Consider the following 14,377-nt stretch of genomic DNA (forward strand, 5'->3'; position numbering starts at 1 on the left):
GTCCCCGCACATCGTGGGTGATCGAGGAGACGGCGTGCGCAGATTCGACTTCGTCAGCGGCAGCGCGGCAAAGTTCTGGGAGGTGGACCGGGCCGGCGGCACGGTGACCGTCCGCTATGGACGGATCGGGGCCCAGGGGCGCACCCAGGACAAGGAGTTCGACACCCCCGCCGAGGCCGCCGCGCACGCCGAGCGGCTGATCGCCGAGAAGCTCCGCAAGGGGTACGTCGAGTCCACCACCGGTGCCCCGACGCCCGACGTGGCCGGCGCCGTGCCCGCGGTCGACGGCGGCCCGGCCGCCACCGACGGGACGGACGGGGCCGCCGCCGCAGCGGCGCGCCCGACCACCGCGGCACCGGCGTCCCAGCCGGCGCCCGCCACGCCCCCGGCCGGTGCGCACCCGGCCGTCGAGGAGCTGCCGGACGAGGAGACCTTCGTGGTGCCCGCCGGCTGGCGGCGGCAGCTGGTCGCCCGCCGGGGCGGCCCGGCCGGGTCGGCCCTGCCGAGCGCCGCCAAGGGGCGGGCCGCCGGGCAGAAGGTGCTGGAGCCGCTCACCGCCGAGCTGGCGAAGGTGGTCGCGCAGGCGGCCGACCCGGAGCTGGCCGCGGCGCTGCGGGCCTACCTGGCCGGTGCGCCCAACCCGCTGGGCGGGGCGGCGCTGCTGGTGGCCGCCGGGATGATCATCGGCTGGCAGATCCGCGACCACCAGGCGTACGCCCTCGCCGATCTGCTCGTCGCCGACCTCGGCCCGGTCGGGGCCGCGATCGCCATGACCGAGCAGGCCACCGTCACCCTCGGGGCGGTGCACCGCGGCATCGACAACCTGCGCCGCAACGTCGTCGACCAGCCGGCCTGGGGCTACCGGAGCGTGCGGCTGGACGCGCTGCGCCGGGTCCGGGGGCACCTCGCCGCGGCCACCGACGAGCAGTACGCGGCCGCCCGGGACGCCCTCGCGCCGTACCGCTCGGGGCCGCTGCCGGCGCGGGTGGTCACCTCGTTCCTGCTGCCCACCGAGCGGGACTGGGTCGCCGAGGACCTGGCCGCCGTGTGCGCCGGCCCCGACCGGATCCTGGGTGGGCTGCTGCTCGGCTCGGTCGACGACCCGGCACGGTTCACCACCCTCGCCGGTCGGCTCGACGTCTACTCGATCATGTGGGACCCGGCCTTCGTGATCACCGGCGTGGCCACGGTCGGCCCGGCCGTCGCACCGCTGCTGGCCGAGTGGTTCGACCACGAGCACACCGGGGCCGAGTCGCAGCAGCGGCTGGTGTCGATGCTGGCGGCGCTGCCCACCGACGAGGCGATGGAACTGCTGCTGGCCCGGCTCGACCGCAAGTACGTGCAGGCCGGTGTGCTGGAGGCGCTCGGCCGCTTCCCGGTGCGCGGGGTGCGGCTGCTGGCCCGGGCGGCCGGCGAGCGGACCGCCGCCGGCAAGCAGGCCGGCACGCTGCTGCGCGGGCACGTGCTGACCCACCCGGCCGCGGTCGAGGCCGCGCTGCCCGACCTCGACCCGGCCGATCGCGAGCGGGTCGAGCGGATCACCGGCGCGGACGCGGCCGTCCCGGTCGCCGGCCCGGGCCGGCTCCCCCCGGTGCTGGTCGCGCCGCCCTGGCTGGCCCGGCGCCGGCCGGTCGCGCCGCCCGTGGTGACCGGCCTGACCCGTCCCGAGGGCACCACGCTGGCCTGGCTGACCGGCGAGCGGGAGCGTTGGGCGGCGATCGAGCCGAGCTGGTCGGGCTACTCGCGCGACGACCTGACCGTGGTCGCCCGCGAGGTGGCCGCCGGCCGGGCCAACGACTACCAGGGCGTGCACTTCTTCACCCGGGCCCCCGAGGAGATGGCCCGGCCGCTGCTGCCGGCCTGGCGGCCGGAGGCACCCTGGCACGCCGAGGAGTGGATGTGCCGGCTGCTCGGCCGCTACGAGGCCGACGCGGTCCCGGCCGCGCTGCACCTGGCCCGGGCGGCGCGCGGCACGGCGCAGGTACTGCTGCCGGTGGCCGACGGCGCGGTCGCCGACCTGATGGCCGACTGGCTGGACCGGCTCAAGTCGGGCCGGTCGACCGCGGTGGCCTGGTTCCGGCGACACCCCGGCCATGCCGCGCGGGCGCTGCTGCCGGCCGCCGTGGGTGCGCCCGGGCCGCAGCGGCGCGCCGCCGAACGGGCCCTGCGCCTGATCGCCGGCGAGCACCGGGACCTGGTCCTCGCCGCCGCCCGGGAGTACGGCGAGGCGGCGCTGGCCGCCGCGACGCAGGTGCTCGACGCCGACCCGTTGGCGCAGCTGCCCGCCCGGATCCCGGCCCTGCCGCAGTGGTTCGACCCGGTGCTGCTGCCGCCGGTGCTGCTGCGCGACCGCTCGGCGGCGCTGCCCGCCGACGCCCTACGGCACCTGGGCACGATGTTCGCCCTCTCCAAGCTGGACGAGGTCTACCCCGGCGTGGAACTGGTCCGGGCGGCGGTCGACCCGCTCTCGCTGGCCGAGTTCGCCTGGGCGCTCTTCGAGCGCTGGCAGGCGGCCGGTGCCCCGTCGAAGGAGAGCTGGGCGTTCACCGCGCTCGGCCTGGTCGGCGACGACGACACCGCCCGCCGGCTCGCCCCGCTGATCCGGGCCTGGCCCGGCGAGGGCGGGCACGCCCGGGCCGTCACCGGCCTGGACGTGCTGGCCGCCATCGGCACCGACGTGGCGCTGATGCACCTCTACGGCATCTCGCAGAAGGTGAAGTTCCGGGGCCTGCGGGAGCGGGCCGGGCAGAAGGTCACCGAGGTCGCCGACGGGCTGGGGCTGGACACCGATCAGCTCGGCGACCGGCTGGTGCCCGACCTGGGGCTGGACGCCGACGGCAGCCTGGTCCTCGACTACGGCCCGCGCCGGTTCACGGTCGGCTTCGACGAGCAGCTCAAGCCGTACGTGGTGGACGCCGCCGGGGCCCGCCGCAAGGACCTGCCCAAGCCGGGCGCCCGCGACGACCAGGCGCTCGCGCCGGTGGCGTACCAGCGGTTCGTCGGGTTGAAGAAGGACGTCCGGACCCTCGCCGCCGACCAGATCCGCCGCTTCGAGGCGGCGATGGTGGCCGGGCGGCGCTGGCCGGCCACCGACTTCCAGCGCTACTTCCTGTCCCATCCGCTGCTCTGGCACGTGGTCCGGCGGCTGGTCTGGGCCACCGTCGACGCCGACGGCGCGGTGCTGGGCACGTTCCGGGTCGCCGAGGACCGCACCCTGGCCGACGTGGACGACGAGACGTACGTGCTGCCGGACGACGCGGTCGTCACCATCGCCCACCCGGTGGGCCTCGGCGCGGCCGGGGCGGCCTGGGCGGAGGTCTTCGCCGACTACGAGATCCTGCAACCGTTCCCGCAGCTCGGCCGCGAGGTGCACCGGCTCACCGAGGCCGAGCGCGACGAACGGCTGCTGCACCGGCACATGGGGATCGAGGTGCCGGCCGGCCGGCTGCTCAGCCTGGAACGGCGCGGCTGGCGCCGCGGGACGCCCCAGGACGCGGGCATCCAGGGCTGGCTGGAGCGGGAACTGCCCGGTGGCCGGGCCGTCGTGATCGACCTGGACCCGGGCATCGCCGTCGGCGAGGTGGGTTTCTTCCCCGACCAGAAGCTCGACGCGATCTGGGTCAACGACCGCCCGGAGGGCGGCTGGCACGGTCGCGACGGCAAGGTGCGCTTCGGCGAGCTGGACGAGGTCACCGCCTCCGAGCTGCTGCGCGACCTGGCGGAGGTGACCCGGTGACCGCGCTCGACCCCACCGCCGAGCGGGCCCAGCGGCCCCCGGCCGAGGTCCGGTACGCCGACGAGCTGGCGAAGCTGGCCGCCGACGACACCGACCCCCGCCCGCCGGGCTGGGCGCTGAGCCTGCGGGCCGCCCGCCGGTTCATCCTCGGCGACCCCGCCGCCGGCATCCGGCGCAAGTTCGTCGGCGACCCGTCCCTGATCGACCGGGCCCTGGTGGCGCTGGCCACCAGCCGCGGGCTGATGCTGGTCGGCGAGCCGGGCACCGCGAAGTCGTTGCTGTCCGAGCTGCTGGCCGCCGCGATCAGCGGCGACTCCACGCTGACCATCCAGGGTGGGGCGGCCACCACCGAGGACCAGATCCGCTACTCGTGGAACTACGCCCTGCTGGTGGCCGACGGCCCGTCGCCGCGTGCGCTGGTGCCGGCGCCGCTGCTGCGCGGCATGGCCCAGGGCCGGGTGGTCCGCTTCGAGGAGATCACCCGCTGCCCGCTGGAGGTGCAGGACTGCCTGCTCTCCCCGCTGTCGGACCGGGTGCTCGCCGTCCCGGAGCTGCCGGGCGCCGACGCGATGGTCTTCGCCCGCGAGGGGTTCAACGTGATCGCCACCGCGAACACCCGCGACCGGGGCGTCAACGAGATGAGCGCCGCGCTGAAGCGGCGGTTCAACTTCGAGACCGTCTTCCCGATCCCCGACCTCGGCACCGAGCTGGAGCTGGTCGAGGCGGAGGCCGGCGAGCTGCTGCGCCGCTCCGGGGTGGCCGTGCCGCCCCGCCGTGACGTGCTGGAGGTGCTGGTCACCACGTTCCGGGAGCTGCGCACCGGGCTCACCGAGCGCGGCGACGCGATGGAGCGGCTGTCGTCGGTGATGAGCACCGCCGAGGCGGTGTCGGTGGCGCACGCCGTCGGGCTGCGCGGCTGGTTCCTGCGCGGCGAGGCCGGCGACGCCGCCGACGTGGTGGCCTGCCTGGCCGGCACCGCCGCCAAGGACGACGCCGAGGACCTGGCCCGACTGCGCCGCTACCTGGAGCAGCAGGTGTCCCGCCGGTCGGGCGCGCAGTGGCGGGCGCTGCACGACGCCCGGCACCTGCTGCCCGGCTGATGGCCGGCGACGCGCCGCCGGGCGTCACCTTCCTCGGGGTCCGTCACCACAGCCCGGCCTGCGCCCGGCTGGTGGCGGCCACCGTGGCCGCGCTGCGCCCGGCGTACGTGCTGGTGGAGGGGCCGGCCGACCTGAACGGTCGGCTGGACGAGCTGCTGCTCGACCACGAGCTGCCGGTGGCGGTGTTCACCGCGTACCGGGACGCGGGGCGGCGGCACGCCTCGTGGAGCCCGTTCTGCGGGTACTCGCCCGAGTGGGTGGCGCTGACCGCCGGGAGGGCGGTCGGGGCGCAGCTGCGCTTCATCGACCTGCCCGCCTGGCATCCGGCGTTCGCCCACCGGGCCAACCGGTACGCCGACGCCGACCAGCGCTACGCCGAGGCGGTCGACCGGCTCTGCGCCACCCTCGCGGTGGACAACGTGGACGCGCTCTGGGACCACCTGTTCGAGATCGGCCCCGACGACGGGCTCGCCGAGCGGCTGGCCGCGTACTTCGACCTGCTGCGCGGCGAGTCGGCGGCCGGCGAGGACGACACCGCCCGGGAGGCGTACATGGCCCGCTGGGTGCGGGCCGCCCGGGACCGGGCCGGCGGCCGACCGGTGCTGGTGGTAACCGGCGGGTTCCACCGCCCGGCCCTCATCCGGCTGGTGGCGGACGGCCCGGCGGAGCAGGACTGGCCGCAGGTGCCGGCCCCGGACCCGGACGCGGTGGCCGGCAGCTACCTGGTGCCGTACTCCTTCAAGCGGCTGGACGCCTTCGACGGCTACCAGTCCGGGATGCCGTCACCCGGCTACTACCAGCGGGTCTGGGAGGACGGCCCGCAGCGGGCCGCGGAGGCGCTGACGGAGGCGGTGGCGGCCCGGTTGCGGGCCCGCCGGCAGCCGGTCTCCACCGCCGACCTGATCGCCGCCCGGACCATGGCCGGCGGCCTGGCCCGGCTGCGCGGCCACGCCCACCCGGCCCGGGTGGACGTGCTGGACGGGCTGGTCTCCGCCCTGGTCGGCGACGCCCTGGACCAGCCCTTGCCGTGGGCGTCGCGGGGGCGCCTCGCCGCCGGCACCCACCCGGCGGTGGTGGAGATGGTGGCCGCGCTCAGCGGTGACCGGGTCGGCCGGCTGCACCCCGACACGCCGCTGCCGCCGCTGGTGCACGACGTCGACGCCGAGCTGGACCGGCACCGGATCGGCCCGGGCGACGCGCCGGAGCTGGACCTGACCGTCCCCGCCGACCTGGCGCGCAGCCGCCTGCTGCACCGGCTGCGGCTGCTCGACGTGCCCGGGCACCGGTGCGACAGCGGTCCGCGGGTGGGTACCCACGCCGTGCTCACCGAGCGCTGGTCACCGACCCCGGCGCCGGACCGGCTGGCCCGGGTGATCGAGGCCGGCGGCTACGGCCCGACCGTCCTGGACGCGGTGACCGCCCTGGTCGCCGAGCGGGTGGTGCTGCTCGGCGGTGACGTGGACGGGCTGGCCACCCTGTTGTTCGACACGGCGCTGGCCGGACTGCCCGAGCACTCGGCGCACACGCTCGCCGCGATCGCCCGGGCCACCGGCACGGTCACCGACCTGACGGCGCTGGGCCGGGCCCTGGCGGTGGCGCTCGGCCTGTGGCGGCACGACCGGCTGCTCGGCAGCGCGGGCACCGCCCCGCTCGGCGCGCTGATCACCGCCGCCGTCGACCGGGCCCTCTGGCTCGTCGAGGGCGTCCGGGCCGCGACCGCCCCCGCCGACCGGGGCCGGCTGGCCGCCCTGGTGGCGGTCCGCGACGCGCTCCGGTACGCCGGTCCGGCGCTCGGCCTCGACCCGGCGGCCACGCTGGCGGTGGCCGGGCGGGTGGCCGCCGACCAGGCCGCCCCGCCGGACCTGCGCGGCGCCGCGCTGGGCCTGCGCTGGTCCCTGGGCGCCCCGGCCGACGCCGCCGGGGCGGTCCGGGCGGTGGCCGCCCCGAGCACCCTCGGCGACTGGCTCAGCGGCCTGTTCGCGCTGGCCCGGGAGGAGGTGGTGGCCGGCGAGGCGGCGCTGCTCGGCGTCCTCGACCGGCTGCTCGCCGGGATGGACGCGCACGACTTCCTGGTCGCGCTGCCGGCGCTGCGGCAGGCCTTCGGCTGGTTCCCGCCGCGGGAGCGGGAGGCGGTGGCCCGGCACGTGCTGTCGCTGCGCGGCGGCGAGGGCGACGTCGGGGCCCGCGACCTGCTGCGGCTGGACGTCGACCCGGTGCTGGTCGCCGCCGCCCGGGCGCTGGAGGCGCGGGTCGACGAGGTGCTGGCCCGGGAAGGGCTGCGGGAGGGAGGACCGGCGTGACCGATCCGATGCTGGAGCGCTGGCGGCTGGTGCTCGGCGAGGCGGCGCAGGACGCGCTGGGCGGCCTCACGCCGGAGGCGGCCGCCCGGGACGCCGCGCTGGACTGGCTCTACGGCCGCGACGAGGAACTGAGCCGGCGCGACGTGCGCCGGGGCGGCTCCGGCCCGTCGACGCTGACCACGGTCGACTGGCTGGACGGCATCACCCGGCTGTTCCCCAGGGAGACGGTGGAACGGCTGGAACGCGACGCCGTCGAGCGCTACGAGATCCACGACGTGGTGACCGATCCGCAGGTGCTGGCCCGGGTGGAGCCGAACCCGGCGCTGCTGCGGGCGGTGCTGCGGACCAAGCACCTGATGGACCCGGAGGTGCTGCGGCTTGCCCGGCGGCTGGTCGAGGCGGTGGTACGTCAGCTCATGGAGAAGATGGCCAGCGAGGTCCGGCAGTCGTTCTCCGGGGCGCGGGCGCGTCGGCCCAGCCGGTTCCGGCAGGCCCGCAACTTCGACGTCCGGCGCACCATCCGGGCCAACCTGGCGCACTGGCGGCCGGACGAGCGCCGGCTGCACGTGCGTACCCCGCACTTCTTCTCCCGCACCCGGCGACACCTGGACCGCTGGCAGGTGATCCTGCTGGTGGACCAGTCCGGCTCGATGGTCGGCTCGGTGATCCACGCCGCGGTCACCGCCGCCTGCCTGTGGGGGCTGCCCGGCGTCCGTACCCACCTGGTCGCCTTCGACACCGACGTGGTCGACCTGACCAGCGAGGTGGACGACCCGGTGGAGCTGCTGATGAAGGTGCAGCTCGGCGGCGGCACCGACATCGCCCGGGCGGTGACCTACGGGGCGCAGCTGGTGGAGAACCCACGCCGCACCATCGTCGTGCTGGTCACCGACTTCTACGAGGGCGGCAGCGAGGCGCGGCTGGTCCGGGCCGTGAAACAGCTCGTCGAGCAGGGCAGCCACGTGCTGGGGCTGGCCGCGCTGGACGAGGAGGCGAACCCGTCGTACGACCGGGGCACCGCGCAGCGGCTGGCCGACGTCGGCGCGGCGGTCGGCGCGATGACCCCCGGCGAGCTGGCCGCGTTCGTGGCCGAGCACGTGGGCCGTTAGGAGTGCGCGTGATCCGGACCGACCTGCTGGCGCTCACCCCGGAGGTGCTCGCCGCGCTGAGCAACCGGGGACTGGTGAAGCGGGCCGCCAAGGCGGTCGACGGGGGTGAGGCTCCCACGCTCACCGTCGGCGACGACGGCGTCGTGCACGCCACCCATCCCGACGGGACGACCAGCACGCTGCCGGCCGTCGGTGGGCTGGCGGCCGGCGTCTGCTCCTGCGCGGCCCCCGGGGTCTGCCGGCACCTGCTGGCGCTCGTGCTGACCTACCAGCGGCAGCAGGAGGCGGCCACCGAGCCGGCCCCGGCGTCGACCCCCGCCCGATCTCTCGACGGCTCCGGCGGGGCCGGTGACCCCACGGACCGGAGCCCGGCCGGCCGCGCCCCGGCAATCGACGATCCCGCCGGCCCGGCCCTCGAGGGCAGCGGCCCGGCGGAGCGTGACGGGCCCGGCGGGACCGGCACCGCTCCGGCCGAGCGTGACCGGCCCGAGGGGGGCGACACCTGCGTCGCGGGCCTCCGGGGCGGCGGCGGTCCGGGCGGCGAACAGCACCCGCCGGGCGGCGGGCACGAGCCGTGGCGCTGGTCGCCGGGGGAGTTCACCGACGACGAACTCACCGCGGCGCTCGGCGCGCCCGCGCTCGCCGCCGCCGGTCGCCGCCGCCGGGCCGGCTACACCGCGCTGGTCCGCCGGCCCGGACCGGCGGACCCGGTGCCACAGGTGGAGCTGCCCACCGGCACGGTCCGGTTCCTGGTGCCCCACCAGCTCGGGTACGCCCGCAGCGACGCCGCCGGCGGCGAGGGGGAGGCGGTGGCCCTGGCGGTGTGGGCCTGCCGGGTCGCCGACCGGGAGCAGTCGGACCGCCGAGAGGCCCAGGTGCGCGTCGGTGGGCCGGCGGCCGTGGTGGACGTCTCGGCGCTGGACGCGGCGGTCGCCCTGGCCGCCGAGGTGCTGCTGGCCGGCGCGGTGCACACCGGTGCGGGGGCGGCCACCCGGCTGGCCGCCGTCCGCCGCGACCTCGACGCCGCCGGGCTGCGCTGGCCGCTGCTCGCCCTCGACGACCTGGCCGGTCAGCTCGACGCGTACGCGGCCCGGTCCGCCCGGTACCGGCCGGAAACCCTGGCCGAGGTGCTGGCCGAGCTGCCCGCCCGGCAGCGGGCGGTGCTCCGGGGCGGGGCCACCCCGGCACAGCGGGTGCTGGGCGCCGACGAGCCGGCGGAGACCCCGCTGCGCCGGCTGCGCCTCACCGGTCTCGGCGCCCGGGTCGGGGACACGGGCGGCGAGGTCGTCGTCGACGTCGTGCTGGCCCACCCGACGGCCGCCGGGGTGCTGGTGCTGCGCCGCGAGTTCCCCGCCGCCGAGGAGGACCGGCTCACCGGGCACACCCTGGCCGGCCGGCGGGTCGCCGGCAGCACCCTCGGCGCGCTGGCCGCCGGCAACGTCGTCTCCGAGGCGGCGGTGCGCAGCGCCGCGCACCGGCTCCGCTTCGCCGCCGGCCGGCTGGCCCGTACCGCGGTCACCCCGGGCACCGGGTCGTCGTGGGCGGAGCTGCCGCCCGCGCTGCTGGCCGGGGACCTGGACGCGCTCGCCGCGAGCCTGGCCGAGCGGCCACCCCGGCTGTTGCGGCCCCGCACCGCCGCCGAGTCGGTGCGGGTGCTGGCGCTGGGCGAGGTCCGCTCGATCGGGTACGCCGCCGGTGAGCAGCGCCTCGACGCCACCGTGACCGGGGCGGCCGGTGGGGTGGCCACCGTCTCGGCGGTGCACCGGGCGGCTGCCCCCGGCGCACTGGACGCCCTCGCGGCGGCGCTGCGCGGCGAGCACGGCACCCCCCGGTACGTCAGCGGCACCGTCCGGCGCGGCGCGAACGGGCTCGTGGTCGAGGTGCTGGCGGTGGTCGCCGACACGGTGGTCGTACCCGATCTGGCGGCCGGCACCGGCGACGGCATCCTCACCGGCACGCTGGCCGACCGGCCGGATCCGGTGGCCGCCGCGCTGCGCGCGGGGTCGGCGCTGCTCGCCCAGGCCGCCCACCGCGGGCTGCGGCAGTTGCCGGCCGGCTTCCGGGACCGGCTGCGCGCCGCCGGGGCCGGGCTGGCCCGGGTCGGGCTGGACCGGTGCGGCGCGGCCCTGACCGACCTGGCCGGCGCGCTCGGCGCCGACCCCGGCGACGCGGCGGTCCGCGCCTGGGTGGACGCCCAGATCCGGCTGCTGGTGACGGCGGAGTCCCGGTGAGCCGGTCCCCGCGACCGGCCCCGGCGACTACGGTGTGAGCGTGGCGACCGCGGCGGCCGAGGAGATCCGGGTGGGGGAGCGGCTGGTCCGCGTCTCCAGCCCCGACAAGCCCTACTTCCCGGAGCGGGGTCTGACCAAGCTGGACGTGGTCCGCTACTTCCTCGCCGTGGGCGACGGCATCCTGCGCGCCCTGCGGGACCGGCCGACCATGTTGGAGCGGTGGCCGCGCGGCGTGTTCGAGGGCGCGACGATCGCCACCCGGCAGACCAACAAGGGCGACGCGTTCTACCAGAAGCGGGTGCCGGCGGGCGCGCCCGACTGGGTACGCACCGCGCACCTGACCTTCCCGAGCGGGCGCACGGCCGACGAGGTGGCCCCGAGTGAGCTGGCCGTGGTGGCATGGGCGGTCAACCTGGGCACCCTGCGGTTCCATCCGTGGCCGGTCTCGAAGACCGACGTCGAGCACCCGGACCAGCTCCGCATCGACCTCGACCCGATGCCCGGCGTCGACTTCGCCCAGGTGGTGCCGGTCGCGCACGAGGTGCGGGCGTTCCTCGACGAGGTGGGCCTGGTGGGGTACCCGAAGACCACCGGCGGCCGGGGCATCCACGTCTACCTGTCGATCGAGCCCCGGTGGAGCTTCGGTGAGTGCCGGCGGGCCGTGCTGGCGCTGGGCCGGGAGATGCAGCGCCGGCTGCCCGACGTGGTCACCACCACCTGGTGGCGTGAGCAGCGCGACCGGCCGGTCTTCGTCGACTACAACCAGATGGCCCGCGACCACACGATGACCTCGGCGTACTCGATCCGGCCCACCCCCCGCGCGCTGGTCTCCGCGCCGCTGGACTGGGCCGAGCTGGACGACGCCCGGCCGGAGGACTTCGACGTGGTCGGCATGCCGGCCCGGTTCGCCGAGCGGGGCGACCCGCACGCCGGCCTGGACGACCGCCGGTTCTCCCTGGAGCCGTTGCTGGAGCTGGCCGACCGGGAGGGCCTGGAGGCGCCGCCGGAGCGGTAGGGCGCGGCTGGGCAGAACCGGGGCGGTGCACGTGGCCCGTACGTGCTTGACTGTCGCCGACATGATCGTCGGCGGTTGGCGGGAAGGGCACCGATGGCGGATCCGGCAGGCACCCGTGGCGTCACCCGTACCGCGAGCCGCAGGCGGCTGCTGATGGCAGCCGGCCCCGCCGCCGCGGGGGTGGCCGCCGTCCTCACCGACCCGGCCCCGGCGTCGGCCGCGACGACGAGCACCTCGGCGGGCTACCTCGCCGCACCCGACCTGGGGATCACGCCGGGCAACGACGCCGCGCTCAACCGGGCCAATCTGGTCGCGGCGCTCGCCGACTCGACGCGTCGGGTGACCTTTCCGCCGGGCGACTACCGGCTCGACAACGCTCCCGGGGACGCCACCGACCAGCGGGGCGGCATCCGGATCGCGGGCTTCGCCGGCGAACTCGACTTCCAGCCGGGTGCGCGGGTGGTGTTCACCGACAACACCCGACGGGGACTGGTGTTCGCGGGCGGCGCCGGAGCACGGATCCACGGTCTGACGTCGGTCTTCGCCGCCCGCCCCACGGTGCGGCAGAACGCCCGCGAGTGCCTGTCGTTCGACACCACCAGCGACACGTACCTCGCCGACGTGCGCATCGACGGTTCGGCGGCGGCCGGGGTGCTCTTCTGGCAGTGCGTACGGCCGACGGTCGTCGACGCCGTGATCACCGGCACGATGGCCGACGGCCTGAACTTCAGCAACTGCCAGGACGGGCGGGCCGACCGGATCACCACCGTCGACACCGGGGACGACGGGGTGGCGTTCGGCAACTACGCGTCCGGTCCCGCGTACACGGGCGGCCTCGGCACCAATCTGAGCGTGACCAACTCCAGGTCACGTGGCATCGCGGTGTGGGGGCAGAGCGGGGTGACGATCCGGGACGCCGTGGTCGACACGACCGTCGGGCACGGCGTCTACTGCGCGTACGAGTCCTCCTGGGGCACCCGCGTGCCGAACGAGGTGACGTTCGAGCGGATCCGGGTGCGGCGCGGTGGTTGGTGGACCGTCGCCGCGGGCGGCGGGACGAACAGCGGTCTGCGGATCACCGACGCCGGCCGGGTCCGGGTCAGCGACGTCGCCGTCGACGAGCCGGGGGCGAACGGGGTCTCCGTCAGCGGCCAGGGCGTCGTGGCCGTCCTGCTCGACGCGCGCGTCGGCAACGCCACCGGCAGCGGCTTCCTGCTCCAGCGCAGCACCTGCCACCTGGACCGGGTCACCGCGGACGGCACCGACGGCATCGGTCTGAACGTCGTCGACTGCCCTCGGCTGGAGTACGGCAGCGTCACGTTGCGGAACACCGCCCGCACCCACCCGACCCATCGGGCCGTGCAGGTGCAGAACACCCAGACCTCGGCGGCGTACGTCATCGGGGAGCGGCTGTGGATCCACGATGAGCAGAGCACCGCGACCGGTTACGTGGTCACCGCGACCGGGTCGCTGCGCGGCACCTTCGGCACCGTGGTGGACCTGGTGTCCAGCCGCGACGTCGTGCTGGAGTCGGTGACGGGATTCGGCAGCAGCCGGTTGTGACCCTTTCCGAGCGGCCTGGGCGTCACCCCTGGTCGGACCACCTGGCGGTGACGGCCTCGTCGACCCGGAAACGCTCGCCGCAGGCCGCGCAGTCGGCGTGGCCGAACACGTAGGTCAGCTTCTCCGCGACGTCGGGATGGCCATCGGCGATCGCGCGAGCGTGCAGGCGCTTTCCGACACCCGCCAGGTCAGCAGGATCAGCGGGCCGCAGGGGCAGCCGCTCGGCGCCGGTGTCGCGCAGGTACATGCCGTCCTGGGTGGTGAACGCCCCGTACCGGCCGAACGCGACGAAGATCTCTTCCTCGCAGTGCGGGCAGGCGACCTCGTACTCCTCGTCGTTCAACCCGTCGAGGTGTGCGCCCCAGACCTCGTCGCCGTCGAATGCCAGCAGCGCCCGCAACATGTGCACGTAGGTGCTGGAGTCGTCATCGAGGTCGGCGCCGCCGAGCGTCTCCTCGGTCAGCGTTCGCAACCGGGCGATGTCGGCGGCGTGCGTGACGTGCGGGTCGACCTCCCCGTAGGGCTGGTCCACGCTGGACACGATGTCAGCCGCCAGGGCCAGCGGCATCGTCCGCTGCGCGCCCGGCCAGCGGCCCGCGAGCTCCGTCAGCACCGGCAGGGCCGGAAAGCTCGCCGGGTACACCGTTCCCTGGTGGCACAGCCGGGACCACAGTTCGTTCCAGACCGGGCTGCGCGGGTCCGGTTCCGCCCTCGCGAACAGATCCGGAACGTCGTCCGCCGGGCCGTACGCGTGCCTGAGCCGGGACCAGTCCGTCATGCCGATGATCCCAACACACCGGGCGGCGCACCTAGGCCCACGGGCTCAGTGTGCCGTCGAACTCCTCGAAGACCAGCCAGGTCCGGGTCGACAGCACCCCGGCGATGCTCTGCACCCGGTCCAGCACCACGTCACGCAGCGTGGCGTTGTCCGGCGCGCGGACCAGGGCGAGGACGTCGTGCTCGCCGCTGAGCAGCGCGGCGTGCGCGATGTAGCGGACCCGGGCCAGCTCGGCGGAGACCTCGCGCCAGGTGTTCTGCTCGATGGTCAACGCGATGTACGCCGAGGTGCCCAGCCCGGCCGGCTCGGGCGCCACCTGGGCCCGGAAGCCGGTGATCACCCCGTCGCGCAGCAGCCGCTCGACCCGGGCGTACGCGTTGGTGCGTGAGACGTGCACGCGTTCGGAGAGCGTACGGATGGAGAGCCGGGCGTCCGCGGTGAGTTCCCGCAGGATCCGCCGGTCCACCTCGTCGAGGGGGCCGGCCGATCGTCCCGTTCCGGTCGCCGTGCCCGGTGTGGCACCGGTCTCCTGGCTCATGAGGCCC

General features: G+C 76.3%; 9 protein-coding genes. 7 read left to right on the forward strand and 2 right to left on the reverse strand.

Annotation, left to right across the window (positions count from 1 at the left end):
- Nucleotides 1–34 precede the first annotated feature (34 nt).
- From GA0070611_RS05010 to GA0070611_RS05040, 7 genes are all read left to right on the forward strand, one after another.
- Nucleotides 35–3,736, forward strand: a complete 3,702-nt coding sequence (locus GA0070611_RS05010; RefSeq protein WP_091658214.1) for a DUF4132 domain-containing protein — start codon at nt 35–37, stop codon at nt 3,734–3,736.
- On the forward strand, nt 3,733–4,836 hold the full coding sequence (locus tag GA0070611_RS05015; RefSeq protein WP_091658217.1) for an ATP-binding protein: 1,104 nt from the start codon (nt 3,733–3,735) through the stop codon (nt 4,834–4,836). Before GA0070611_RS05010 ends, GA0070611_RS05015 begins: the two co-directional genes overlap by 4 nt.
- Nucleotides 4,836–7,136, forward strand: a complete 2,301-nt coding sequence (locus GA0070611_RS05020; protein WP_091658221.1) for a DUF5682 family protein — start codon at nt 4,836–4,838, stop codon at nt 7,134–7,136. The genes GA0070611_RS05015 and GA0070611_RS05020 overlap by 1 nt, the downstream gene beginning before the upstream one ends.
- Entirely contained in the window at nt 7,133–8,245 is a 1,113-nt protein-coding gene (locus GA0070611_RS05025) for a VWA domain-containing protein (RefSeq protein WP_091658224.1), read from the forward strand. Before GA0070611_RS05020 ends, GA0070611_RS05025 begins: the two co-directional genes overlap by 4 nt.
- Nucleotides 8,246–8,253: 8 nt before the next feature.
- Nucleotides 8,254–10,476 carry a hypothetical protein gene (locus GA0070611_RS05030; RefSeq protein WP_091672492.1) on the forward strand — a complete coding sequence of 741 codons (2,223 nt, stop codon included), beginning with the start codon at nt 8,254–8,256 and terminating at the stop codon, nt 10,474–10,476.
- Between the two features lie 34 nt (nt 10,477–10,510).
- Nucleotides 10,511–11,491 carry a DNA polymerase domain-containing protein gene (locus GA0070611_RS05035; protein WP_091658228.1) on the forward strand — a complete coding sequence of 327 codons (981 nt, stop codon included), beginning with the start codon at nt 10,511–10,513 and terminating at the stop codon, nt 11,489–11,491.
- Nucleotides 11,492–11,584: 93 nt separating this feature from the next.
- The gene (locus GA0070611_RS05040; RefSeq protein WP_091658232.1) at nt 11,585–13,054 is read left to right on the forward strand and encodes a right-handed parallel beta-helix repeat-containing protein; all 1,470 of its coding nucleotides are present in this window, start codon (nt 11,585–11,587) and stop codon (nt 13,052–13,054) included.
- A 22-nt stretch (nt 13,055–13,076) separates the two neighbouring features.
- Here GA0070611_RS05040 and GA0070611_RS05045 read toward each other — a convergent pair whose 3' ends face one another.
- Together GA0070611_RS05045 and GA0070611_RS05050 are read right to left on the reverse strand one after the other, a co-directional pair.
- Nucleotides 13,077–13,697 (reverse strand): hypothetical protein, encoded by a 621-nt coding sequence (locus tag GA0070611_RS05045; RefSeq protein ID WP_231921326.1) that lies wholly within the window; start codon nt 13,695–13,697, stop codon nt 13,077–13,079.
- A gap of 166 nt (nt 13,698–13,863) precedes the next feature.
- Complete coding sequence (locus GA0070611_RS05050) at nt 13,864–14,370, reverse strand: Lrp/AsnC family transcriptional regulator (RefSeq protein WP_091658238.1); 507 nt, start codon at nt 14,368–14,370, stop codon at nt 13,864–13,866.
- Nucleotides 14,371–14,377: the final 7 nt, after the last annotated feature.

The organism is Micromonospora auratinigra, from assembly GCF_900089595.1.
GTDB classification, from domain to species: Bacteria; Actinomycetota; Actinomycetes; order Mycobacteriales; family Micromonosporaceae; genus Micromonospora; species Micromonospora auratinigra.

Bases quoted from the DNA above. Each gene is read 5' to 3' on its own strand.
- GA0070611_RS05040 (WP_091658232.1), top strand. From the start codon at position 11,585: ATGGCGGATCCGGCAGGCACCCGTGGCGTCACCCGTACCGCGAGCCGC.
- GA0070611_RS05020 (WP_091658221.1), top strand. From the start codon at position 4,836: ATGGCCGGCGACGCGCCGCCGGGCGTCACCTTCCTCGGGGTCCGTCAC.
- GA0070611_RS05050 (WP_091658238.1), bottom strand. From the start codon at position 14,370: ATGAGCCAGGAGACCGGTGCCACACCGGGCACGGCGACCGGAACGGGA.